The organism is Antrihabitans spumae (assembly GCF_043944905.1).
In the GTDB taxonomy this organism is placed as follows: domain Bacteria; phylum Actinomycetota; class Actinomycetes; order Mycobacteriales; family Mycobacteriaceae; genus Antrihabitans; species Antrihabitans spumae.
This window is the reverse complement of the sequence record NZ_JBIMSN010000155.1, coordinates 14,007-34,690: the sequence shown is the minus strand read 5'-3', so window position 1 is coordinate 34,690 and position 20,684 is coordinate 14,007. Positions and strand designations below refer to the sequence as shown.

At 62.6% G+C, this 20,684-nt stretch carries 19 protein-coding genes and 1 pseudogene; 12 read left to right on the top strand and 8 right to left on the bottom strand.

Going from position 1 to position 20,684, the window contains the following annotated elements; genetic code table 11:
- Positions 1–13: 13 nt before the first annotated feature.
- Complete coding sequence (locus ACHIRB_RS29505) at positions 14–811, bottom strand: SDR family NAD(P)-dependent oxidoreductase (protein WP_395125390.1); 798 nt, start codon at positions 809–811, stop codon at positions 14–16.
- 173 nt (positions 812–984) lie between these two features.
- Here ACHIRB_RS29505 and ACHIRB_RS29500 point away from each other — a divergent pair, with 173 nt between their 5' ends.
- The 9 genes and pseudogenes from ACHIRB_RS29500 to biuH all read left to right on the top strand — a co-directional run bounded on the left by ACHIRB_RS29500 (position 985) and on the right by biuH (position 9,672).
- The gene (locus ACHIRB_RS29500) at positions 985–1,836 is read left to right on the top strand and encodes an ABC transporter permease (RefSeq protein ID WP_395125359.1); all 852 of its coding nucleotides are present in this window, start codon (positions 985–987) and stop codon (positions 1,834–1,836) included.
- The gene (locus ACHIRB_RS29495; protein ID WP_395125360.1) at positions 1,836–2,567 is read left to right on the top strand and encodes an ABC transporter ATP-binding protein; all 732 of its coding nucleotides are present in this window, start codon (positions 1,836–1,838) and stop codon (positions 2,565–2,567) included. The genes ACHIRB_RS29500 and ACHIRB_RS29495 overlap by 1 nt, the downstream gene beginning before the upstream one ends.
- Positions 2,564–4,174, top strand: a complete 1,611-nt coding sequence (locus ACHIRB_RS29490; protein ID WP_395125361.1) for an FAD-binding protein — start codon at positions 2,564–2,566, stop codon at positions 4,172–4,174. Before ACHIRB_RS29495 ends, ACHIRB_RS29490 begins: the two co-directional genes overlap by 4 nt.
- The gene (locus ACHIRB_RS29485) at positions 4,171–4,512 is read left to right on the top strand and encodes a 4Fe-4S dicluster domain-containing protein (protein WP_395125362.1); all 342 of its coding nucleotides are present in this window, start codon (positions 4,171–4,173) and stop codon (positions 4,510–4,512) included. The genes ACHIRB_RS29490 and ACHIRB_RS29485 overlap by 4 nt, the downstream gene beginning before the upstream one ends.
- 29 nt (positions 4,513–4,541) lie before the next feature.
- Complete coding sequence (locus tag ACHIRB_RS29480) at positions 4,542–5,543, top strand: ABC transporter substrate-binding protein (protein ID WP_395125363.1); 1,002 nt, start codon at positions 4,542–4,544, stop codon at positions 5,541–5,543.
- Between the two features lie 132 nt (positions 5,544–5,675).
- A pseudogene (locus tag ACHIRB_RS29475) lies at positions 5,676–6,848 on the top strand (sulfite reductase subunit alpha); the annotation flags it as partial.
- 89 nt (positions 6,849–6,937) lie between these two features.
- Positions 6,938–7,642, top strand: a complete 705-nt coding sequence (locus ACHIRB_RS29470) for a GntR family transcriptional regulator (RefSeq protein WP_395125364.1) — start codon at positions 6,938–6,940, stop codon at positions 7,640–7,642.
- A gap of 24 nt (positions 7,643–7,666) precedes the next feature.
- Positions 7,667–8,989, top strand: coding sequence for a cytosine permease (locus ACHIRB_RS29465; RefSeq protein WP_395125365.1), 1,323 nt, complete (start codon positions 7,667–7,669; stop codon positions 8,987–8,989).
- Positions 8,986–9,672 (top strand): biuret amidohydrolase, encoded by a 687-nt coding sequence (gene biuH, locus ACHIRB_RS29460; RefSeq protein WP_199705937.1) that lies wholly within the window; start codon positions 8,986–8,988, stop codon positions 9,670–9,672. The genes ACHIRB_RS29465 and biuH overlap by 4 nt, the downstream gene beginning before the upstream one ends.
- A 12-nt stretch (positions 9,673–9,684) precedes the next feature.
- On the opposite strand, the gene ACHIRB_RS29455 is transcribed toward biuH, so the two are convergent.
- From ACHIRB_RS29455 to ACHIRB_RS29445, 3 genes are read right to left on the bottom strand one after another with little or no spacing between them, the layout of a single operon-like run.
- A complete protein-coding gene (locus tag ACHIRB_RS29455; RefSeq protein WP_395125366.1) occupies positions 9,685–9,969 on the bottom strand; it encodes a putative quinol monooxygenase in 285 nt (94 codons plus the stop codon).
- A 39-nt stretch (positions 9,970–10,008) separates the two neighbouring features.
- Positions 10,009–11,388: an outer membrane protein assembly factor BamB family protein gene (locus tag ACHIRB_RS29450; protein WP_395125367.1), complete on the bottom strand. Its 1,380-nt coding sequence runs from the start codon at positions 11,386–11,388 to the stop codon at positions 10,009–10,011.
- Between the two features lie 5 nt (positions 11,389–11,393).
- Complete coding sequence (locus ACHIRB_RS29445; RefSeq protein WP_395125368.1) at positions 11,394–12,794, bottom strand: hypothetical protein; 1,401 nt, start codon at positions 12,792–12,794, stop codon at positions 11,394–11,396.
- Between the two features lie 222 nt (positions 12,795–13,016).
- On the opposite strand from ACHIRB_RS29445, the gene ACHIRB_RS29440 reads away from it, so the two are divergent.
- Positions 13,017–13,376: a hypothetical protein gene (locus ACHIRB_RS29440; RefSeq protein WP_395125369.1), complete on the top strand. Its 360-nt coding sequence runs from the start codon at positions 13,017–13,019 to the stop codon at positions 13,374–13,376.
- Positions 13,377–13,389: 13 nt separating this feature from the next.
- Here ACHIRB_RS29440 and ACHIRB_RS29435 read toward each other — a convergent pair whose 3' ends face one another.
- The 3 genes from ACHIRB_RS29435 to ACHIRB_RS29425 all read right to left on the bottom strand — a co-directional run bounded on the left by ACHIRB_RS29435 (position 13,390) and on the right by ACHIRB_RS29425 (position 16,295).
- Positions 13,390–14,604 (bottom strand): Fic family protein, encoded by a 1,215-nt coding sequence (locus tag ACHIRB_RS29435; RefSeq protein ID WP_395125370.1) that lies wholly within the window; start codon positions 14,602–14,604, stop codon positions 13,390–13,392.
- An 82-nt stretch (positions 14,605–14,686) separates the two neighbouring features.
- Positions 14,687–15,823, bottom strand: a complete 1,137-nt coding sequence (locus ACHIRB_RS29430) for a protein kinase domain-containing protein (protein ID WP_395125371.1) — start codon at positions 15,821–15,823, stop codon at positions 14,687–14,689.
- A 28-nt stretch (positions 15,824–15,851) separates the two neighbouring features.
- Entirely contained in the window at positions 15,852–16,295 is a 444-nt protein-coding gene (locus tag ACHIRB_RS29425; protein ID WP_395125372.1) for a nitroreductase family deazaflavin-dependent oxidoreductase, read from the bottom strand.
- Positions 16,296–16,451: 156 nt separating this feature from the next.
- Between ACHIRB_RS29425 and ACHIRB_RS29420 the strand changes: the two genes are divergently transcribed.
- Together ACHIRB_RS29420 and ACHIRB_RS29415 are read left to right on the top strand one after the other, a co-directional pair.
- Positions 16,452–17,756 carry a T3SS (YopN, CesT) and YbjN peptide-binding chaperone 1 gene (locus ACHIRB_RS29420; RefSeq protein ID WP_395125373.1) on the top strand — a complete coding sequence of 435 codons (1,305 nt, stop codon included), beginning with the start codon at positions 16,452–16,454 and terminating at the stop codon, positions 17,754–17,756.
- Positions 17,757–17,833: 77 nt separating this feature from the next.
- Complete coding sequence (locus ACHIRB_RS29415) at positions 17,834–18,268, top strand: cold-shock protein (RefSeq protein WP_395125374.1); 435 nt, start codon at positions 17,834–17,836, stop codon at positions 18,266–18,268.
- A 4-nt stretch (positions 18,269–18,272) separates the two neighbouring features.
- Here the strand turns inward: ACHIRB_RS29415 and ACHIRB_RS29410 are convergent, their stop codons facing one another.
- Positions 18,273–20,639, bottom strand: a complete 2,367-nt coding sequence (locus ACHIRB_RS29410) for a helicase-associated domain-containing protein (RefSeq protein ID WP_395125375.1) — start codon at positions 20,637–20,639, stop codon at positions 18,273–18,275.
- Positions 20,640–20,684: the final 45 nt, after the last annotated feature.

Below are 20,684 nucleotides of genomic sequence, written 5' to 3'. Positions count from 1 at the left end.
ATCCGGCAGTCGATTAGTAGTACACCGGACCCGGCACGCCACCGCCGACCGCAATCGCGTCGCCGGTGATGCCGATGCTGCGTGGCGATGCCAAGAACGTCACGACATCAGCGACTTCGCTCGCGTCGACAACCCGGCGAATGGAGTTCTTCACAAGTGCAGCTTCGAGTTCCGCGACCGTGGAGTCGCCTGAGGCCGCCTGCGCGGTGAGCCGGTCGGTGAGCCGCTCGGTTCGTGTCAGACCAGGGTGGACGACCGTGACGTTGATTCCCTTCGGACCGAGTTCGTCTGCGAGGTTCTTCGTCAGTGCCGAGACGCTGACGTTGCGGATCGTCTGTGCGATCGAATTTGCCTGTCGTGCACCGAGTCCGCTGATGTTGATGATCCGGCCCCAGCCTTGCTCGATGAAGTGCGGAGCGACCGCACGCGCGGTGCGGAGGTAGCCGAGCACCTTGATTTCGACCTCCCGGCGTACGACGTCGTCGGTTGTCGACGCGAAATCGGTTGGCGCACCGGCACTCCACGGCGTCGCAGCGGAATTGACAAGAATGTCGACGCCACCGAGTTCATCGACGGTGTGCTGCACCAGCGCTTGCACAGCGGCATCGTCACCGGTGTCGGTCGCGACGCCGAGAACCCGCCTGCCGGTTTCCTGTGCGATGTCGCGAGCCGTCGCTTCGAGCACCGACGCATCACGCGCAGCGATGACGACATCGACACCTTCACGCGCCAACCCGATTGCGATTGCCTTGCCGATGCCACGACTGCCGCCGGTGACGATTGCACGCTTACCCTCTAGACCAAGATCCATATCGACGAAACTACCGACAACTGCGCGCGCCGCCACGGTTCGACGCAGCGTGATGCGAGCGTTGTGCTGCATACGGATCGAGATACGGATCGAGCTGATTACAACTCTGTCCCGGCGCCGATGCCACTTCTAGCGTTGGCCACCATGTCCGTCAGCACTGAATCGATTCGCCTGTGACGCTGCAACTCACACGCGCCGATACCGCCGCGCCCACCGAGCCGACCGAGCTCGACACCGCGCCGCCCCCACAGCGGTCCGCGCGAGCCGGGCGCCTGGTCAAGCTCGCACGCCAGTCGTCAGGCCTCGTTCTCGTCGTGATCCTGTGGCAGCTCGGCGCGCGCTCATGGTTAGGGATCACCACACCCGCCCCGACCGAAGTACTCGACGCCGGCTGGGAGCTGATCCGCACCGGCGAACTCTGGCGTCACCTCGAGGCCTCGACGCGGCGCGTCGCCGTTGGACTGTCGATCGGCATCGCGATCGGGCTCGTGCTCGGAGCGGCGGCCGGCCTGTTCCGGATAGCCGAAGACCTTGTCAACGCGCCCATTCAGGCCCTGCGCATGATGCCTGCGCTCGCGCTCGTCCCAGTATTCATCATCTGGTTCGGGATCGGCGACAACTTCAAGATCGCACTCATCATCGTTGCGCCGATCTTTCCGATCTATCTGAATGTCCTTGCCGGCATCCGCGGCGTCGACCGCAGACTCGTCGAGGCGGCACAGTCACTCTGGCTGTCGCGAGTCGCTCTGGTGCGCAAGATCATCCTGCCTGGCGCGCTGCCACAGATCTTCGTCGGACTTCGGCAAGCGCTCGGAATCGGTTGGCTCGCTTTGGTTGTCGCCGAGATGCAGACCACACCCGTCGGGCTCGGCTTCCTGATGAACGACGCCAAGGAGTTTCTGCGCACCGATCAGATCTTCCTCGTTCTGGTGATCTACGCCGTGCTCGGATTGCTCACCGACGTTTTCGTCCGCGTTCTCGAAAGCAGATTCCTTTCCTGGCGTACCGGATTCGAGGGGCAGTGATGACAACAGCTACAGCAGTCGGTGTTCGGGTCCGCGGCGCAGGCAGATCGTTCGACGGTAAGCCGGTTCTCCGGTCGGTCGATCTCGACATTGCACCGGGCGAATTCGTCGCTCTGCTCGGAGCGAGCGGTTCCGGCAAGAGCACCCTCCTTCGTGCGATCGGCGGCCTCGACAATGGCTTCACCGGAACCCTGGACGTTCCGAAGTCGAAGGCGATCGTGTTTCAGGAACATCGGCTGATTCCCTGGATCAATGTGTGGCGCAACGTCGTTCTCGGCAACGAGGGTAAAGACTCGAAGGCTCGTGCCCACGCGGCACTTGCCGAAGTCGGTCTGGAGGACAAAGCGAACGTCTGGCCCGCAACGTTGTCCGGCGGCGAGGCACAGCGAGTTGCGTTGGCGCGCGCCCTCGTGCGCAACCCAGAGGTTCTGCTACTCGACGAACCGTTCGGCGCACTCGACGCACTGACCCGGATCAAGGCGCAGGCCTTGGTCAGCAGGCTGTGGGAGCAGCACAAACCGGCGGTGCTGTTGGTGACACACGACGTCGAAGAAGCACTCCTGCTTGCCGATCGCGCTTTGGTGTTGCGGGACGGGCGCATCGCAGAAGAGTTCGTGGTGACAGTGCCCCGACCGAGGTCCGTCGTCGACGCCGACTTTTCCGCCCTTCGACGTCGTTTGCTCATCGCACTCGGCGTAAACCCCGACGCACCAACAGGAGCAGAGCTGTGACGCACACGTGGGAAGCCACCACCGACGTTCTGATCATCGGCGGCGGACCGGCCGCGACGTGGGCTGCCGTGCACGCACGACAGTCGGGCGCCGAGGTCAAGATCGTCGACAAGGGGTACTGCGGGACCAGCGGCGCGACCGCCCCGTCCGGCACCGGTGTCTGGTATGTCGCACCGGATCCCGCCAAGCGCGCCGACGCGAAGGCGAGCAGAGAAACGCTCGGCGGCCACCTCGCCGATCACGACTGGATGGATCGCGTTCTCGACCAGACCTACGCGAACATGAATCGCCTTGCGATCGAGGGCAAATACCCGTTCCCCGTCGACCCGGACACGGGTGCTCAGATTCGCACCGGCCTGCAGGGTCCGGAATACATGCGACGGATGCGCGCCTGGGTGAAACGCCTCGGCGTCCAGATCGTCGATCACTCCCCCGCTCTGGAACTGCTGGCGGACGACGACGGTGTGGTTCGCGGCGCGGCGGGATACCAGCGTCAACTGGATCGAAACTATCGAATCACCGCCGGTGCGGTCGTATTGGCAAGCGGCGGTTGTGCATTCCTCTCTCGGGCACTGGGTACCAACGTCAATACCGGCGACGGGGCATTGATGGCTGCTGAGGTCGGTGCGCACTTCTCGGGTATGGAGTTCTCGAACGCCTACGCCATCGTTCCGGCGGGGTCGACCGTCACCAAGACCGCCTACTACGGCTACGCGACGTTCTTCCACGCCGACGGTCGCATCGTCGAGGGCGCCGGTTCCATGAAGGGGCGTTCGGTAATCGCCCGAACGTTGTTGTCGGAACCGGTGTTTGCGCAGCTCGATCGTGCCGACGCGGAAGTGCAGCGAAAGATGCGGCTCGGTCAGCCGAACTTCTTCCTGCAGTTCGACCGTCGTGGCATCGACCCATTCACCGACAGGTTCGAGGTCGACCTGCTCGCCGAAGGAACAGTCCGCGGCACGGGCGGAATCGACATCGTCGACGAGGATTGCGCGACGAGTGTCCCCGGTCTGTACGTCGCTGGTGATGCAGCGACGCGCGAACGTATCTGCGGTGGCTTCACCGGTGGCGGCAGCCATAACTCGGCATGGGCGATGTCGTCCGGTTCGTGGGCAGGCCGAGGCGCGGCGCGATTCGCGCGGTCGTCCGGCAGTTCGACGGTGGCAACTTTGCACGGCGCGGGGCGTACCGCACTCGAACCCGCGCGCGGTGGACTGACCGCCACAGATGTCATTGCCGCCGCGCAGCACGAACTGATCCCGTTCGAGAAGAACTACCTGCGACACGGCAGTCGCGTCACCGCCGCTCTTGGTGAGCTGAACTCGTTGTGGGACAGGGTCACCAGCGAACTCGGCGGCAGCACAGGTGATGAGAAGGTCCGCGCGCGGCAGGCCGCTGCCATCACGGCGGTCGGGCGGTGGATGTACGAATCGACGTTGGCACGCACAGAAAGCCGCGGGATGAGCAAACGCGAAGACTACCCGGAGATCGATCCCGGCCAACGCCATCACGTTTACACCGGCGGGCTCGACTCCGTCTGGACTGCATCGACGTCCCCGGTGAGTGGAATTGCCCGCACCGGCCGAGTGCTCGGCGCGGCGTCATGATCGAGATCGTGCTCGCCGACGCCTGCATCGGGTGCGACAAGTGCGTCGACGCGTGTCCCACCAACGTCTTCGACCGGACCGAATCCGGGATCCCCACGATTGCACGGCAATCCGACTGCCAGACCTGCTTCATGTGCGAGGCCTACTGCCCGACGGACGCGCTCTATGTCCATCCCGAATCGAGTCCCCTCCCCGACGATCGCGTGATCGACCCGAGCCACATCGGCCGCTACCGGGAGAAGCTCGGGTGGGGCAAAGGCCGCGCCGCCGGAACTCTCGTCGCGGTCGGACCGCCGATCCCACACGGAACACCACCCCCTCGACTCGTCGAGTCCTGACGTTTACTACCGAAAGCGATTCATTTTCCATGCGCACATTCACGATTGCCGCTGCCGCGGTCCTGTCCGCGGCAGCACTCGTCGTATCGGGCTGCAGCTCCGACCATTCCGGTTCGGCAACCCGTACGAACATCGACACGCTCCGCATCGGCACGATCGGGTCGGGCAACGTCCTCACCGGCCCGCTCGGCTTCGCCCATTCCCGCGGGGCGCTGGTATCTGCCTTGCAAGACCAGGGCGTCGAGAACGTCGAAATCTTCAGCTTCCCCAACGGACCCGACCTCAACCAGGCTCTGGTCGCAGGTGAACTGGACGTCGCCAACTACGGCGATACCCCTGCACTCGTCGCCCGTGGCAGCGGCTTGAAGACGCGTCTGCTCGCCTTGAGCGCGTTCAACAACAACGCCGGTGTCGTCGCGAAGGATCCAGCGATCCAGACGTTGAAGGACCTGGCCGGCAAGAAGATCGGTGTACCATCCGGGTCGTACATCGACCGCTACCTGCAAGGTGCGTTGCAGGAGCAGGGCATTCAAGCGGAATTGATTCACCTGTTCCCTGCCGATCAGGAAGCGCCGTTGAACTCCGGCGAGATCGACGCGGCGGCGTTGCCTGACGTCAACCCATCGGCATCACTACATGCGTTCCTCGCCAAAGGCTTTCACCAAGTCGACTCCGTCTACGACAACCACCCGAACCTGGCAGGCACAAGCGCGTCCGTGAGCAGTGACGACTTTCTATCGTCGCATCCCGACTTCGGCGCAACCTGGCAGCAGGTACTCGTCGACGCCGAGAAGTACGCGAAGGACCACTGGGACGACTACGTCAACTACGAAATCGGGTCGTCGAAATTTCCCGCCGACGTCGTGCGAGCGGCCGCGCGCCCGGAGACGGTTCCGACCGAGCCGTTCCCCGCAGCGGGAATCGCGCTGCTGACCGGCACCAAGCAGTTCCTCGTCGACGGCGGCAAGATCCGCAGCGATTTCTCCCTCGACGAGTGGCTGTATCGACCCGAAGCAGCTCAGGGCTCGTAGCGCGACACAGGGCGATATGACGCACGTCACCAATTTATGGAGGTAAGCCTTAGCTTAGTAAGCTACCGCTCGTGAGCACTTCCGGAGGGCCCGACCTCCGAAAAGACTCACGAGGCCGAAGGCCGGATAGGAGACACGGACGTGAGTGCGCCAAGGACCCCTCGACCGCGAACTCCGCGGTCGCAGTGGAATCGCAAGAACCCCTACGCGGCGAACGTTCTCGCTAACCATCGGCTCTCGGGACCCCAGTCGCACAAAGAGGTACGCCACTACGAGTTCGACCTCGGCGACAGCGGACTGACCTACGAGGCCGGCGACGGGATCGGCGTTCGCCCGATGAACTGCCCAAGCCTGGTCACTGCCCTGATCGATCGCCTCGGCGTCCCCGCGGGGACGTCGGTGACCGACAAGGCCGGAACCCGCACACTGTTCGATGCCCTCACCGAGTCCTACGAAATCTCCACACCCTCACCCGACCTGATCGACGAGATCGCGCAGCGGACGGGTGATGCCGAACTCGTGCATGTGCTTTCCACCGAAGATCACACCGCGCTCGACGCCTGGCTGTGGGGCAGGGACGTGCTCGACCTACTCCAGATCGACGAGACTCTTACGATCGATCCCGCCGAATTCGTTGCGCTGCTTCGGCCTCTGCAACATCGGGTCTATTCGATCTCGTCCAGTCCCCTCGCGCACAGCGGGACCGTGCACGCGACCGTTGCCAGCGTCAGGTACCGCCATGCCGAGCGCAATCGCAGCGGCGTGTGCTCGACCTACCTCGCCGACCGGGCCGGAAAAGGCAGTACCGCAGGGATATTCGTCTCCAAGAACAACTCGTTCAGGTTGCCGACCGACGACTCCGTTCCGATCGTCATGATCGGTCCCGGAACAGGCGTCGCACCGTTTCGCGCCTTCCTCCACGAGCGTCGCGCGACGGGTGCGACGGGATCCAATTGGCTGTTCTTCGGCGATCAACGTCGCGCGCAGGACTTTCTCTACGAAGAGGAACTCGACGAACTGCGACGTGACGGCGTGCTCGACCGCCTCGACCTCGCGTTCTCGCGGGATCAGTCCGAGAAGGACTATGTGCAGCACCGGATGCGCGAAAACGGCAGGGACCTCTACGACTGGCTGCAGAAGGGCGCGCATCTCTACGTTTGCGGCGACGCAACCCGGATGGCCAAGGACGTCGACGAAGCGCTGCACGACATCGTCGCCGAACACGGCGGCATCACCCCGGACCAGGCCGAAGACTACCTGGACGCGTTACGACGAGAGAAGCGCTACGTCCGCGACGTGTATTAGGCCGGCTGCGCCTTCTGTGCGCTCTTGGTGACCCACTGTTTACGTTTCGAGCGAGGCGCTGAAACACGCTCGCACGACGGTATACAGCTATGGATACCGAACTGGACACCGAGCCTGGCAGTCTCCGCGAGCAGGCCTATCGGGAGTTGCGACGCCGTCTTATGGCCGGCGAACTCACTGCGCGCACCCGTCTGGTCGAGACCCGGGTAGCCGAACTCATCGGTGCTTCGCGAACACCCGTGCGCGAGGCTCTCGTTCGGCTGCATGCCGACGGCATGCTCACCAGGGAGGCCGACGGCTACTACCCCGTCATTCCCGACCTTGCTGGTGTCCGCGATCTGTACGAGCTTCGAATCACCCTGGAACTACAGGGAATAACTCGACTGATCGATAATCCTCATCTGCGCTACGACGTCGAGATTCTCGAGCGGCTTCGCGACGACTGGCTCGACCTCCGGGCAGCGCCGCCCGAACCAGGCCCCGACATCGTCCTGCTCGACGAGGACTACCACATTCGTTTGTCCTCAGCTGCAGGCAATCCCGCCCTCACCCGGGCACTTCAGGCTGTGAACGGCCAGATCCGGCTCGTTCGCATGTACGACTACGCGACCGAAGAACGCGTGTCGACCACGATCTCCGAACACCTCGAGATCGTCGACCTGCTTCTCACCGAAGATCTCCCGGGTGCGCGCTCGGCGTTGCATCAGCACGTCGGATCGTCATACGACGTCGTCGAAGAACGAGCAGCCCATGCGGTCACAGCGCATGCGCTCGGTCGTCCTGTACTCAACTAATCGCTTGTTCTGAAAGGTCTTGCCATGACTGCTGTCGCAGAAGTCACCGATACCGAGGCCGCCCCAGCGGCGCTCACCGAAGAATACGAAAACGTTCCTGTCCCCCAGTCGGCACGCCGCAGCCTCGCGTCAGTCTCAGCGGTGTGGATCGGTTTCCCGATGATCCTGACCTGCGCCGTATTCGGCGGTTTGGTCGTCTACTCGCTCGGCTTCTGGAAAGGCATGCTGGCCATCGCGCTCGGCAATGCCGTCCTGATGGCCTATGTCGGGTCGCTGAGCTACGTCGCCGGAAAAACCGGAAAGAACTTCGCGCTCACAGCAATGGAGACGTTCGGTAAGAAGGGCTACGTCATTCCGTCCGGCTTTCTGGCGACGATCGTCATCGGCTGGTTCGCCTTCCAGACCGGGCTGACCGGGGCGATACTCGCGGACACGATGCAGTGGAGTGAACGGTGGACCACCTTCGCCGCCGGCATTGGTTATGTCGCGATCACGCTGCTCGGAATCAGAGCACTCTCGGTCATCGGCGTCATCGCCGCGCCGCTCTTCATTGTGCTCGGCGCGACGGCAATCGTTCTTGCGCTGCAAGATTCGAGTCTTTCCGAAGCTGTCAGCTACAGCGGCGGAGCCGGATTGACAGCGATGAGCATGGGTGCAGCGGTGACCTTGGTGATCGCGTGCTTCATCGACTCGGGCACCATGACGTCGGACTTCACCAGATGGTCGCGCAACGGCAAACAGGGCTTCCTGGCCGCATTCTCGGCGTTCCCGATCGCCAACGGAATCGCATTGTTCGTCGGCGGCCTGATCGTCGCGCTCGGCGCAGCGACCAATCCCGGTACCAACGGAGGCAACTTCCTCGGCACGTTGATCGACCAGGGCGGGCTGCTGGTCCCGCTCGCCGTGGTCTTCGTCTTCGTCAACCTCGGTTCGGTGTGCGCGCACTGCCTGTACAACGGTGCAGTCGGCTGGGGTCAGCTCAGCGGCAACAAGATGCGACCGCTAACCCTGATACTCGGCGCGGTCGGCGTTGCGCTCGCAGTCGCGGGCATCTGGTCGCACTTCGAGCAGTGGCTGAACCTGCTCGGTGTCATTGTTCCGCCGATCGGCATCGTCATCATTCTCGATCAGCTTGTGTTGCCACGCTTCTGGGGTTCGGCACGCGCGGAGGCGTCGCTTCGCTGGCCACCGTTCGCGGCGTGGGCAGTCGGCTCGGCTGCAGCGTTGACGAGTCATGAATATGCGCCGTGGCTGTCGGACGCTCTCGTCGGAATGATCGTCGGTGCACTAGCTTTCGTCGGCTTCAGCTACGTGCTCCGGACTCGCACGGTGGAGGTCGTAAAATGAGTTCCCTCGGTTCTGTAGATGCGAAGCCCTACAAGTGGCCCTACGACGGACCCATCGATCCAGCCGCGACCGCGGTGATCAACATAGATTGGCAGGTCGACTTCTGCGGCGTCGGTGGCTACGTCGACGCGATGGGTTACGACTTGTCGCTGACCCGAGCAGGTTTGGAGCCGACCGCACACGTGCTGAAAGCTGCGCGCGCAGCGGGACTGCTGATCATTCACACGAGGGAGGGGCACCGTCCCGACCTGTCCGACCTGCCGCCGAACAAGCGGTGGCGATCAGCCCAGATCGGCGCGGAGATCGGCAGTTCCGGCCCGCAGGGTCGGATACTCGTTCAGGGCGAACCAGGTTGGGAGATCGTTCCCGAAGTCGCTCCGCTACCTGGTGAACCGATCATCGACAAGCCGGGTAAGGGCGCGTTCTACGCCACCGATCTCGACCTGGTGTTACGTACCAACGGAATTCGCAACATCATCCTGACCGGCATCACGACGGACGTGTGCGTTCACACCACGATGCGTGAGGCGAACGATCGTGGCTTCGAGTGCCTGATCTTATCCGACTGCACCGGCGCAACCGATCCCGCGAACCACGCGGCAGCGTTGCACATGGTCACCATGCAGGGCGGTGTGTTCGGAGCGGTCGCATCGTCGGCAGAGTTGTTGGCTGCTTTCGGTTAGTTGTTCGGCTAGTTACAGCTTCACTTCACGGTCGTAGTAGAACTCGCGGACATCGGCATCGAGTATCGCGGCACCCTGGTCGCCGTCGGTGCCCGATCCTCGGAAGTCCGCGAGTTCTGCGACGGTCGCCCACCGTTCGAAGATATTGATGCGGTCGGCGTCGAGCAGATCGGCCGTCAGGGAGAAGTCCAGACACCCCGGGGCAACACGAGCGAGTGCAACCACTTCGCGGCAGGTATCGAGATAGGCCTCCCGACCTGCGGGATCGACACGAAGATGTCCGGCAACGATGATCATGCGGGTGGTCCGTCCTGTTGGGAATGTCTGGTTCCATCCCTACCGCAAAGCGGTCAACGATGCATTGGTCGCGTAGATGAGACTCTGATCGGTTTCGCGTAAAATTCTGGGCGAGTCTCGATCGGACTCGACCATCGCATCCACCGGAATCTCCCAGGCCTGTTCGCCCGTGCGGATGTCCGTCGCACGCAGAACGTCGTCGACTGCGACGACGTTTCGTCCATCGAACGCATATCCTTCCGAACTGCGCGTCTCGTGCGTCCACAGCCGGTTACCTGTACGAGCGTCGACACCCGAGACGGTTTGGTTTTGTTGTCCGCGAACCAGAACGACGTCGCCGAACAGTCCGATGGCCGTGCCGTTCGGCCTGTCGCCATCGGGGTCGGAAACCAGCAACGAACTGGTCCATAACTTTTCGCCACTACGCCGATCGAAGCCGCTGTCGCCGACGATGATCGGCACCGAGTCGTCCGTCGGCTCGGCCTCTTCGAGGCTCTGTGTAAAGCGCTGCTGCGTGCTGATCACAACCTCGCCGGAGGAATCTAGAAGGTCGACGCCTTTCACGCTGTAGTCGTCGCAGTCGAACTTGACCCGCTGCAGCAGGTCGCCTGCGAAAGTCACGTCCTCGGAGCAGTCGGGATATCCAGCGGTCCAGGTCTGCGTACCCGATTCGAGCTCGAATCCCGCTGCCGCACGGCCGAGATCGATAAGCCCAGCACCGTTCTTCGTTGTGATCGTCTTCCCGAATGCGATTTCCTCCCAGCCCGCCCCGCTGTCGAATGCATTCGACCAATAGGCATCCGGGTCGTCCAGCGTTCCAGCATGCACTCGGACGTCGTTGTCTTCGACGTTGCCCTCGATCGTGTAGACGTGGTCGTCGAGGGTGTCGAGCCCGAAAATGTCCCATTCCGTGGGGGTTCGAGTGACGGTGCCATCCGACAGATCGAACGTCACAAACGTCTGATCGTCTTCGAAGCTACTCGAGTAGCACACGAACTTGCCGGCCGCCGGGCGCTCGCTGCAACCGCCGATCTTGCCAGCGTCGGCCTGCCACCGGACCGAACCATCGTCCGCGTCAACGCCGATCATCGTGGCGCGGTCGAACTCCCCGGTGCGTTGATTCGGTAAGCCGGCCATGGCCACCAGGACATCGCCGAAGTCGGCGAAACCTGCTTCCCCAGAATCGAACTGGGTTGGGACGGTCGGGTTTCTGAACGCCGCGTACTTGTGATCGAGTAACGTCGGTGCGTCGAGCGTCCACGCGATACCCGGCGCGGCGTCGCTCGTTCCAGGTATGTGAGTTGTGGCGGGTCGACCGTCGACGGCAAGCGCGTACGAGACACTGACAACAGCCGCTGCGATCGTGAGGGCTGCGGCCGTCGCCGCTGCCAACAACGCCAGCTTGGTTCGGTCCGGCATGGTGATCACAGTTGGAATCCCGGTGCGGTGGCTATGGTCTCGAGTTGTTCGAACGTCAGCAAGGTCCCGGAGCCGCTTGTACTGAGTCTGATCTCCACTCCGTTGGGGTATGTGACGGCGATCGATCGATGGCGTCGAGTCTCGGCCGCACCGTCCGATCCCATGGAGACAGATGTCGATTCGCTATCGTCGTAAGTGATCGCCGAGCCGTTGGACAGGAACTTCGTGGCGTCCGGCGCGCTATCGAAGCTGGGGTCGTATTCATCAGGTGCCGTGGGTAACTCGTTCCCACCGGTGATGCTCATATCAATATCACCTTCGAGCCCGGGCGGCGTGATCGCCAAGCTGAAACACGCAGCGTTGTCGTCGTGATTGCCCAATTGCAGCGATCCGATCGGGCGATCGAACACCACTCCCTCGATCGGTGCACGCTGCCAGTACTCGTTCAGCGCGGAGTTCAGCCGCTCCAAGTCTTGCCGAGTCAGATTCAACGCCCTCGATTCCCCGCCGTTGGAACAACTTACGGGCAACGGTCCCGTCTCCGGCGGTATGGGCGCAGTGACCCGGATGCCGGGTGTGAGAACGAGAGACGTCAGCTCGTCGACAGTCAGCGGTAGTTCACCGCTGTACTGCTGTTCGGCACGCGGTTCGGCCAGTGGCCGTGCGTCGGTCACGTTGGCATAGACCGACGTTCCGTCCGGCAGATAAGCGTTTGCGTTGCGAGACAACGCCCGACGACCGTCGCTTTCGGTCCACGTGTCATGGATGTCGACGATTGCTCCGTCCGGAAATGCTGTGCGGCTGGTTATTTCACCCGCAACACACGGCGGCGGACTCTGCTGGCTTTGCTGTACCTGAACCGACAGACTTCCTTCGACAGTGCCGCGACGAAGGTCGCCGTACGCCGATGTCGATCCACCGAACTCCGTGTCCGAGTACTCCGGCGGTATCTGCGACGGGTCAGGCGCCCAGATGGGACCGAACAGCAGCGACTGAGTCGGACTTGCAAAGCGCAATTCGACCGGCGTCTTGATTGCCGACTTCAGCGCGTCCGACATGGCCACTGCTTTCTTCGCTGAAAACCAGGGGAATTTCGGATTGTCGTAGGTGTCCATTCCGCCGAAGGTCGCGAACCCGAACAGTTCCCCGGTGTCCGGCGGCTCGACGGTGTCACATCCCGGGATGTCGGTCGGATACGCCGGAGGCGATGTGACGATCGTCGGCGGCGGTTCGAATGTCTCCGTTGTCGTGAGCGGCGTGATCCTCGGAAGCGAGACCGTCGCGGGTTGATCGTCAGCTGGCAGGTTCGCAAGTGCGACGACCGTTATTGCGACAGCAACCACCGACACCCCCGCCAATGCGTATGTCCATCGCCGCGTCCTGACTTCGGCTGCCTCACGGTCCACGTCGCCTCCCCCTGCCCGCTCCGTGATTGGAGCGTGCGTCCCGCTACGCCTGTCGTGGGCACGCAGGCGATCGTTACTCCGCTCTCGACGGTGTCTCGAGGTGGTATCGATCTTGGTTCGCGGGGTTAGATTCGGACATTCAGACGCGTACGGTCGTTAGCTATGCGAAAGTCACGAGATCTATTCAGACGGCTGGCCATAGGATTCGCGACCATCTTTGCAGTGTCGGGCCTGATGTTGGCGTCCGTTCCAGCGGCGTCCGCTGCACCGGCCGCTACCCCATTTCAGTTGCAGACCTTCGTTTTCGCTGATCTTCCTACGCCGATCATCGGCGCGTCATCGGGATTCGAACCGGGTACGGCGACGCTGTCGATACTCAACCAGTTACCGGATCGACCCGTGACAGCCGCCGTCTCGGTGCGCTGGATCAGCCTCGGAACCGGCATCTCCGGCGTGGCATTTTTCCCGACCCTCGCAGGTGCACCGACTCCTCCGGTCACGATCAAACCCGGCGTCGGTCAGGTGATTGCGACCATCGAGGGTGGGTTGTACCCAGGATTCGGGACGTTCTTCGTTCCGTGAGCACGTAGCGAGGTCAAGCGCTGGGCGGAACGCGCCTGATCCGAGCGGCGAAGTCGTCCAATGCGCGAAGCACGTCATCTGCCTGCCACACCCGATTGCGCGCTCGCTGCGCTCCTGACCGCAGCACTCCACATTCGACCAACCTGTCGATAGCTCGTTGCGCTGCAACGTCAGTGACCCCGAACTGGGATGTCACATACGAGTTGTTGATTACGGGTTGGCCGATCACAGAATCGGCGATCCGCCATGCGACCGAATCTCGGCGTGCCGTCAGTCGATCGTTGAAGGAGTCTCTTACTGCTCGAAGGTCGTCGACCAGCCTTCGGCCGCTGCCGATTGCGAAGAACACCGCGTCGACGAATTGCCGAACAATCGGTTCGACATCGCCCTGACGAAAGTGGTCCAGCGCGCCAAAGTAGTCGGCCGTATTCGTCAGCAGCCCAGCCGATATCGGCACGGTGACGCGTTCGGTCAGTCGCCGATTGCTCAACATGGCATGAACGAGAGCGCGCCCAGTTCGTCCGTTCCCATCCGTAAACGGATGAATCGTCTCGAACTGTGCGTGCACAATCGCTGTGTGCGCGATTGATGGCACATCGTCCCTGTCGGCGAACGCGATCAGGTCTTTCATTGCGCGACTGACATGTTCGTGATGCGGCGGCACGAATGCCGCGCGATGCGGACCGATATTGCTGCCCCCGATCCAGACCTGCTCGGTTCGCCAACGCCCGGCGTTTTCAGGATCGGAGTCTTCCATCAGTGCGCGGTGCATCGCGAGCACTGTTTCTTCATCGACGACCTCACTCAACGCGAGGGCGGCTTCCATCGAACGCACGTTGCCGGTGACTATGCGCGCGTTGCGATTCGAATGCTCACCGAGCTCGGCTAACGCCAACTGACGAGCGCCAACGGTGAGGTTCTCGATTTGCGACGATGCAGCGCTTTCGGTTCGCAACAGGACCGCGCTCATCGGGCCCAATTGAGCTGCCGCACCCAGCGTGTTCGAGATACTCGTATCGAATCGGACCAGTTCCTGAGCGGCCTCTTCGGCCTCGGCGGTCAACGCGGGTGGCAGGGAAACGGCCGCGCCCGCAATCTCCGGCAACACGGCAGCGAGATATGGCCCGGCATGACGCCGTTGCTGAGTCCGAGAAACGTATCCCGCGGCACTCGTCCAGGGCCGCTCCTCGAAGGTGACCGGCGGCCATGGGGTCACAACATTTGCCATCACGACATCTTACCAAACTTTATGCCCCTAAGGTTTGGTAAGCGATGCGTTACCAAACCATCGAGTGCATTGCTTTACAGGCTCACACGACCGATTCGACCTGAACACCTATGCGGTCGGCGCGCAGCAATCGTTCCAATTGGCCGCCGCTGATGATGCGGATCCGCTGACCCAACCGCAGCCGCTCACGGACCGCAAACAATTTGCGCCCCTCGAATTCGCTGAGCGCTCCACGGACCGGTCCGCGAACGATCAACGTCGTCGTGTCCCCCACCGCGCTCTGCACCTGTGCGCCGGCATTTGTGACGAGCGTCGTGGCTTCGGCGCGAGTGAGCCTGTCGAGTTTGCCGGTGAACACAACCTTTTGTCCCGCAATGGTTCTCGGCGCTCGTCCAGCGCTCAGGCTAACGTCCCGTAGCGACGACAACGCCGCACTGGCATCGGAAGCATCGAGATACTTCTTCGCGCTTGCGGCTGTGGCGTGCCAGATCCAGCATTTGAGGTCGTCTGCGACTTCGAGTTGTCGAATCCCATTGATCTTGCTTGCGTTGAACACCTCGCCGGTCAACAGTGTGCAGGCGAGCAGACCGAGTTGAAAGACGTCTTCGGCGGGTCCCCACCGGTGGCTCGACCACACACTCTTGGGTGTGTATGCGGGTGTAAAGGCTGTCACTTGAGCATGTTTCGGATCCAGCGTCATACGGGTGATGCCGAAATCGCCGAGCACCAGCTGGCCGGCGCGCAGGTAGACATTCGCGGGCGTCAGGTCACGGTGGGTGATGCCGACGTTGTGCATACGGCCCAGTAATTCGAGGACGCCCGCTAGCTCCTTGCGGACGCGAATTTCGTTCCACGGCAGCTGGTTGTTGTCGACCGCGTCTGCGATCGTTCCTTCGTCCATGAACTCGAAGATCAGCACATGACGGCGGGACTGTGCGCTGCCGCGACCGGTCGAGCTGACGAACGAATCGAGCAGCTGGACCGCACGATGGTTGCCGCGCACGATCTTTCCGAAGAATGCCTCGCCGTGCCAATCGACCGCGCTTTGGCAGACCTTGAGGCACACCCGATTTCCGCGCCGCTTCCCGTCACGCGACATCCGATACGCCGAATACGCCTGGCCGAAACCGCCTTCGGCAATGGCGGATTCGACTTGATAGGCGTCGCCGATGTCGTTGTAGACGAGCTGCCCGGACCGCAGCGGACGGACCTTCACCATCCGCCAATACTACGACCGAGACCGGGCTTCAGGACCTTGGTTCGAGGATGACAACCGGGATGTCGCGGTCCGTACGGCGCTGGTACGAGGCGTAGGACTTGTAGGCCGCGACGACCTGTGGCCGCAATTCGGTCTTCTCTGCTGCGGATGCGGTGCGCGCACGCATCTGCCGCGTGGTGCCCTCGATGACAACTTCGACGTTGGGTTCGGCGACGAGGTTGCGGTACCAGTCCGGATGCCGGTCGTCGCCACCTTTCGACGCGATGACGATGGTCCGGTTCTCGTCGTGGATCGGTGCCGTCAGCAGGCACGACCGCTGCTGACCCGACTTGCGGCCGATCGTGCGCAGCTCGACCACTGGCATGCCGCTCACGCTCGACAGCACTCGGCCGCCGGTGATGCCGCGAATTAATCGGTGTCCGAGATTCATACCCTTCACGCTGAGATCCATCACTTTTTCTTGGAGCGCCATCGAGGGGCCTTTCGTCGGATTTTCGATACAAGGCGTATGCGGTACCGAGAGTACCGTGTTATTGGAAATTCGACTGATTCTGTCGGTACCCCGCACTACCGTCGACAGCAACACCGAAGCCCGACTCCGCAGGCTTCGTCTCTAGATGGGGGCACCATGGCCGACGTTGCGAGTTTCGACCACGAAGTTGCCCATGCCTGGACGCTGTTTAGGCGGCAGCTCGCCGACCGCGTTGCCTCGATGGTCGATGACGACCTACTTGTGGTCGAGACAGCCTTCGAGCAGGGCGGACCGTGCGTTCAGTTCCTCGGCTGGGGTGGTGGCCTCGTGCGCTGCGAAGTGCCGTCGAACGCGTTCCTGCCTGAAAGTCGTCAGCTGAACGACGGTGACGAGGCTCTGCTCGTGCAGCTCGGTTGGCAGCTGCCCGCGTCGGGTCCACAGGGCTCACCGGCATTTTTCGCGGACTTCGACGCCTCAGCCGCCGACAGGATGGCCATCATGGCCGTTCGCGCCCTACGCGAGATTTGGAATGTGTCGCATCCGGCGTTCATCCGAGTCGTTGTAGGCAGCGACGACGTCACGTCGGCGTTGGGCGTCCCCGCAGCAGTCACCGAACCGGCTGGTTTGCCGCCCCTCGCCGCCATCCCTGCGTGGGATCAGAAGCATCTCCGATCGCTGGTCGACCAGACGTTGGCAATCCACAATGTGCCGGCCGAACGTGACGACGACGGCGATGCGTTCGTCTACGTCAACAACATGGTGCTGTTCACGTATGTTCATCCGGACACGCCCGAGGTCGAACTGTGGGCACCGATCGTGCACAAGGTCGGGAGCAAGGCCCGCGCTGCGGTTGCGATCCTCGACCTGAATCGTCGTTGGCAGTACATCCGCTTCACGTTCACCAAAGACCGTGTCCACGCCACCATCGATATCTCCGGCTATCCCTTTGTGCCGCAGTTCTTTCACGAGATGGTCGACCATTTCTGCCGGTTCCTACGCTCGGTCGACGCCGAGCTCGCGCGCGAGTTGGGTGGCGAATTGTGTTCGATGGACGAGGATTTCGTCAGCCCCGAGGTCTCGTCGACGGATCCGCTACCCGCGCCGCTGTTGGCGATACTCGAACTCGATCCGGAAGGATTCGGGCTCGACCCCGCGATCGTGGCGATGGCCTGCGGCGACGACAAGGACACCGCGTCGGCCTATCTGCAGATCTGTACCGAGCAGGTCGGTAGCTGGCGCGAATCGGCATTGGTTGCGCGCCGTCACGCAGATCTCGACGAGGCGCGGTCGTGCGATCACGAGGCCAACGCGTGGAGTCGAACGTCGGAATCTCTCGCCGCGGCAATGCGATTGCTCACGCAGCCGATCACGCACGAACGGATCGGACGGATTCGCACGCCGCGCCAGTTGGAGCTCTTCCCCAACCCGGCCGAACAGACATTGTTCGACGAACCCAAGTAGGCGTCCTCTACTATCCGTTGACGATGGTTTGACGCTCCACGTGGGAGCGACGGTGGCAACAGGCAGAGGTGGGAACAATGGTGGACAGCGCAGTATCAGGTCGTGTCGTGAAGTTCGACGAGGTTCGGGGGTATGGATTCATCGCCCCGGACGCAGGCGGTGACGACGTCTTTCTGCACGTGAACGACCTGCAAGTGGACAAACGCCTTGTCGGTGCCGGCGCGAGAGTCATATTTACGATCGAAGAGGGCGACCGCGGACTGAAGGCGGCCGGAGTCCGCCTGGCGTCCGGGTCCGCCGAGGTCGTGAAGGAACCGCCGGCACAATCCAATCGCACCTTCGACGACCAGGATTACCTCGACACATCCGAGGTCCTGACGATCGGCGAGTTCCTCACCGAATGCACCGAAGCAATCCTGGAATCAGCGCCATCCGTCACCGGCGCTGACATCGTGCAGATTCGGCAGGCGTTGGCGCGAAAGGCCAAGGCGCACGGTTGGATCGACTCCTAGTTCGTTATTCGAAGTCGAACTCGTCCTCGTCCGGATCTACTTCGGACACCGTGATCTTCGAGATCGGAAAGTCCTCGTAGCGGTCCGTTGTCACGCTCCACGCGGTGACGACGCCATCGTGCAAGCGAGCACTGTGAACGACATGCACTCGATCACCGACCTCGATACACGCGACGTGTCCGGTGGCGAGGCTCGTGATCGCATTGTTGGTTCCGCGCCCGCGGAGAGAGTTGTAGTACTCGAACCGATGTCCCTCCGTACCAAGAGATTCCGCGGTTGTCGCGACGAGGTGAGCGGCGTGGCGGGCGGGGTCGGCGTTCGGGATGACCAGAAGGTCGGTCGGCGGTGGGTCGATCGTCGCGTCAACTTCGGTGGTGCTCGATAGCTGCACGGTTCGGGCGTTTTCGTCCATGATCGGGGAATAGCCGGCGGCGCGTAGTTGCGCCAACGTCGTCGCTGCATCAGCGCGTGACGCTACGACGGTCGGCGCTAGCTGGGAGAGCTCCAGCTTCGAAAGCTTGCGGTTGCCAACAAGTTCCAGCAACAGCGTGGGGTCGTCGGCGATCACAGCGGATCCAAGTTCGACGACGCGCATACTTCCGTGAGTCCGCGCGACGTCGGTGATCATGTATTCGAGCGCCTGCGGCAGGGTTGACTCAGCTATGGCGCGCAGGCCGTCCAGCAGTTCAAGGCTCGTCGCACCTGCGTCGAACGCGGACCGGATGCTGTCGGGCGTGAACCGCCACATCGTCGCTCCGCCTTGGGATTCGCGGTTCGCGACACTGTCCAGGAAACGTGAGAGGTCACTTGCCGGTGGCCCGAATACGACAGCCGTGAGGTCGGCGCCGATCACAGCAGAGGAGTGCGCGCCCGAGAACAGCGCCTCGACCGTCGGGCCGACGTCGCCCTTCAGCAACGCTCGACCAAGCGATGTCAGCGCACCGAGCGCGATGACACCGAGTAGCTCGGCTTCGCGGGCAATCGCAGTGAGTACGTACTCGACGCCATCATTGGGCAGGGTCGGAGATAGCCAGAACAGCAGCGGAAAGACATCGTTGATCGATCCTGCGCCATGGCCGGGCTCGACGTCCTCTAGCGCGCTGAAAAGATTGTCGCGCAACTGAATATAGATGGCACCCTGACCGATGTCGTCGCCGATCTTGGGGTCCGACAGCATTGCGAACTGCGAATCAAACCACTTATCCAAGACCGCTGCGGCTCGTTCCTGGGCCGTCGACTCCAACCACACGGCAGCGCCGGGGCCGGGTACCAAACCCTGATCGTCCTGCAGCAGCTGCGACTTCTTGGTCCTCCGCTTCGGCGGCGGCGGAGGCTCGGTGGCGACCAGAACGCCCAGTGCAACAGCGAGTTCCAAGGCGAGCGTCACCTGATCGATGTGCGCGTCGCTATCTTTGGCGAGCGCGCGGATCGTCCGAACTCCGATCGCACCCGACTTGATCAGCGGAATCTTCTCCGCCGTAGCCGAATTCAGCACGATCTGGATCAGTTCGAGGAGACGAAGCAGGTTGCTCGCGGCTTCTGCGTCGAGATGCGAAGTTTCGACCGGGTAGGGCGCGAAGGTCGGCGGATCTGGATGGAACGGCAGTCGCTGCTCACCGCGCAAAGCCAATGCGACCTCGACGGGCATGGTGGCGAAGCCGTCGTAGTCGGCCCATAGCAGTCCGCGTGCGACGGCCCATTCGCCGGGCTTCGGGTTGTCGGTGGTTCCATACGAGCCGGTGAGGGTCCGCGAGTAGACGACGGGAGTGCCGTTGGTGGCGCAGTCGAGGATCAGCAGTCGGTCGTCCTCGGGTGCCGTATCGACAAGTCGGCGAACAGCTTCCGGGTCGCGTAGGAATCCGCCGATGCGAGCCATCACCTCGGGGAGCGGTCCGTCGCCGCGGAGATGCAGTTTCGTGGCGACGCTGCGCAAGGTTGCCAGCGTTGCCTGCCCCAACATCGTGCGGACAGGTACGCCGAGTCGAGTTCCAACTACGGGGAAGGTGCGTGGCGTTACAAGTTCGCCGTCGGACGTCGGCCAGACGAGCAGGTGCTCGTGGAGATGGTCTATCGAGCGTTGGACTGCCTCTGGTTCGCCGTCCAGCAGAGCGGCGACGTTTTCGACGGTCACCTTGCGTTGGAGCCGATCGGCCAGAGTGATTGCGCCAAGTACCTCGACGTGCGGCAGCGCGATGCGGTTGTAGGCGTCGATGACGGACCCATGGTTGAAAAGTCGGTCGGCGAGCGCGGACATGTGCGAGGGCCACGGCATACGCAAGGCGTCGCGGCGGTTCTCGAGGATTGTCTGCAGCTGGTCCGCATCGAGCGTCGTCAAATAGGCGAGCATCGACTCGACCGTGGCCGCGGGCATGGGTCGACCCTACGCAGAACAGATTGGATGGAACCGATCGCAGCC

What these genes read in the sequence shown, in the direction of transcription:
- ACHIRB_RS29505 (WP_395125390.1), bottom strand. Translation starts at nt 811, where the DNA reads ATGGATCTTGGTCTAGAGGGTAAGCGTGCAATCGTCACCGGCGGCAGT.
- ACHIRB_RS29495 (WP_395125360.1), top strand. Translation starts at nt 1,836, where the DNA reads ATGACAACAGCTACAGCAGTCGGTGTTCGGGTCCGCGGCGCAGGCAGA.
- ACHIRB_RS29485 (WP_395125362.1), top strand. Translation starts at nt 4,171, where the DNA reads ATGATCGAGATCGTGCTCGCCGACGCCTGCATCGGGTGCGACAAGTGC.
- ACHIRB_RS29480 (WP_395125363.1), top strand. Translation starts at nt 4,542, where the DNA reads ATGCGCACATTCACGATTGCCGCTGCCGCGGTCCTGTCCGCGGCAGCA.
- ACHIRB_RS29470 (WP_395125364.1), top strand. Translation starts at nt 6,938, where the DNA reads ATGGATACCGAACTGGACACCGAGCCTGGCAGTCTCCGCGAGCAGGCC.
- ACHIRB_RS29465 (WP_395125365.1), top strand. Translation starts at nt 7,667, where the DNA reads ATGACTGCTGTCGCAGAAGTCACCGATACCGAGGCCGCCCCAGCGGCG.
- biuH (WP_199705937.1), top strand. Translation starts at nt 8,986, where the DNA reads ATGAGTTCCCTCGGTTCTGTAGATGCGAAGCCCTACAAGTGGCCCTAC.
- ACHIRB_RS29455 (WP_395125366.1), bottom strand. Translation starts at nt 9,969, where the DNA reads ATGATCATCGTTGCCGGACATCTTCGTGTCGATCCCGCAGGTCGGGAG.
- ACHIRB_RS29450 (WP_395125367.1), bottom strand. Translation starts at nt 11,388, where the DNA reads ATGCCGGACCGAACCAAGCTGGCGTTGTTGGCAGCGGCGACGGCCGCA.
- ACHIRB_RS29435 (WP_395125370.1), bottom strand. Translation starts at nt 14,604, where the DNA reads ATGGCAAATGTTGTGACCCCATGGCCGCCGGTCACCTTCGAGGAGCGG.
- ACHIRB_RS29430 (WP_395125371.1), bottom strand. Translation starts at nt 15,823, where the DNA reads ATGGTGAAGGTCCGTCCGCTGCGGTCCGGGCAGCTCGTCTACAACGAC.
- ACHIRB_RS29425 (WP_395125372.1), bottom strand. Translation starts at nt 16,295, where the DNA reads ATGGCGCTCCAAGAAAAAGTGATGGATCTCAGCGTGAAGGGTATGAAT.
- ACHIRB_RS29420 (WP_395125373.1), top strand. Translation starts at nt 16,452, where the DNA reads ATGGCCGACGTTGCGAGTTTCGACCACGAAGTTGCCCATGCCTGGACG.
- ACHIRB_RS29415 (WP_395125374.1), top strand. Translation starts at nt 17,834, where the DNA reads ATGGTGGACAGCGCAGTATCAGGTCGTGTCGTGAAGTTCGACGAGGTT.
- ACHIRB_RS29410 (WP_395125375.1), bottom strand. Translation starts at nt 20,639, where the DNA reads ATGCCCGCGGCCACGGTCGAGTCGATGCTCGCCTATTTGACGACGCTC.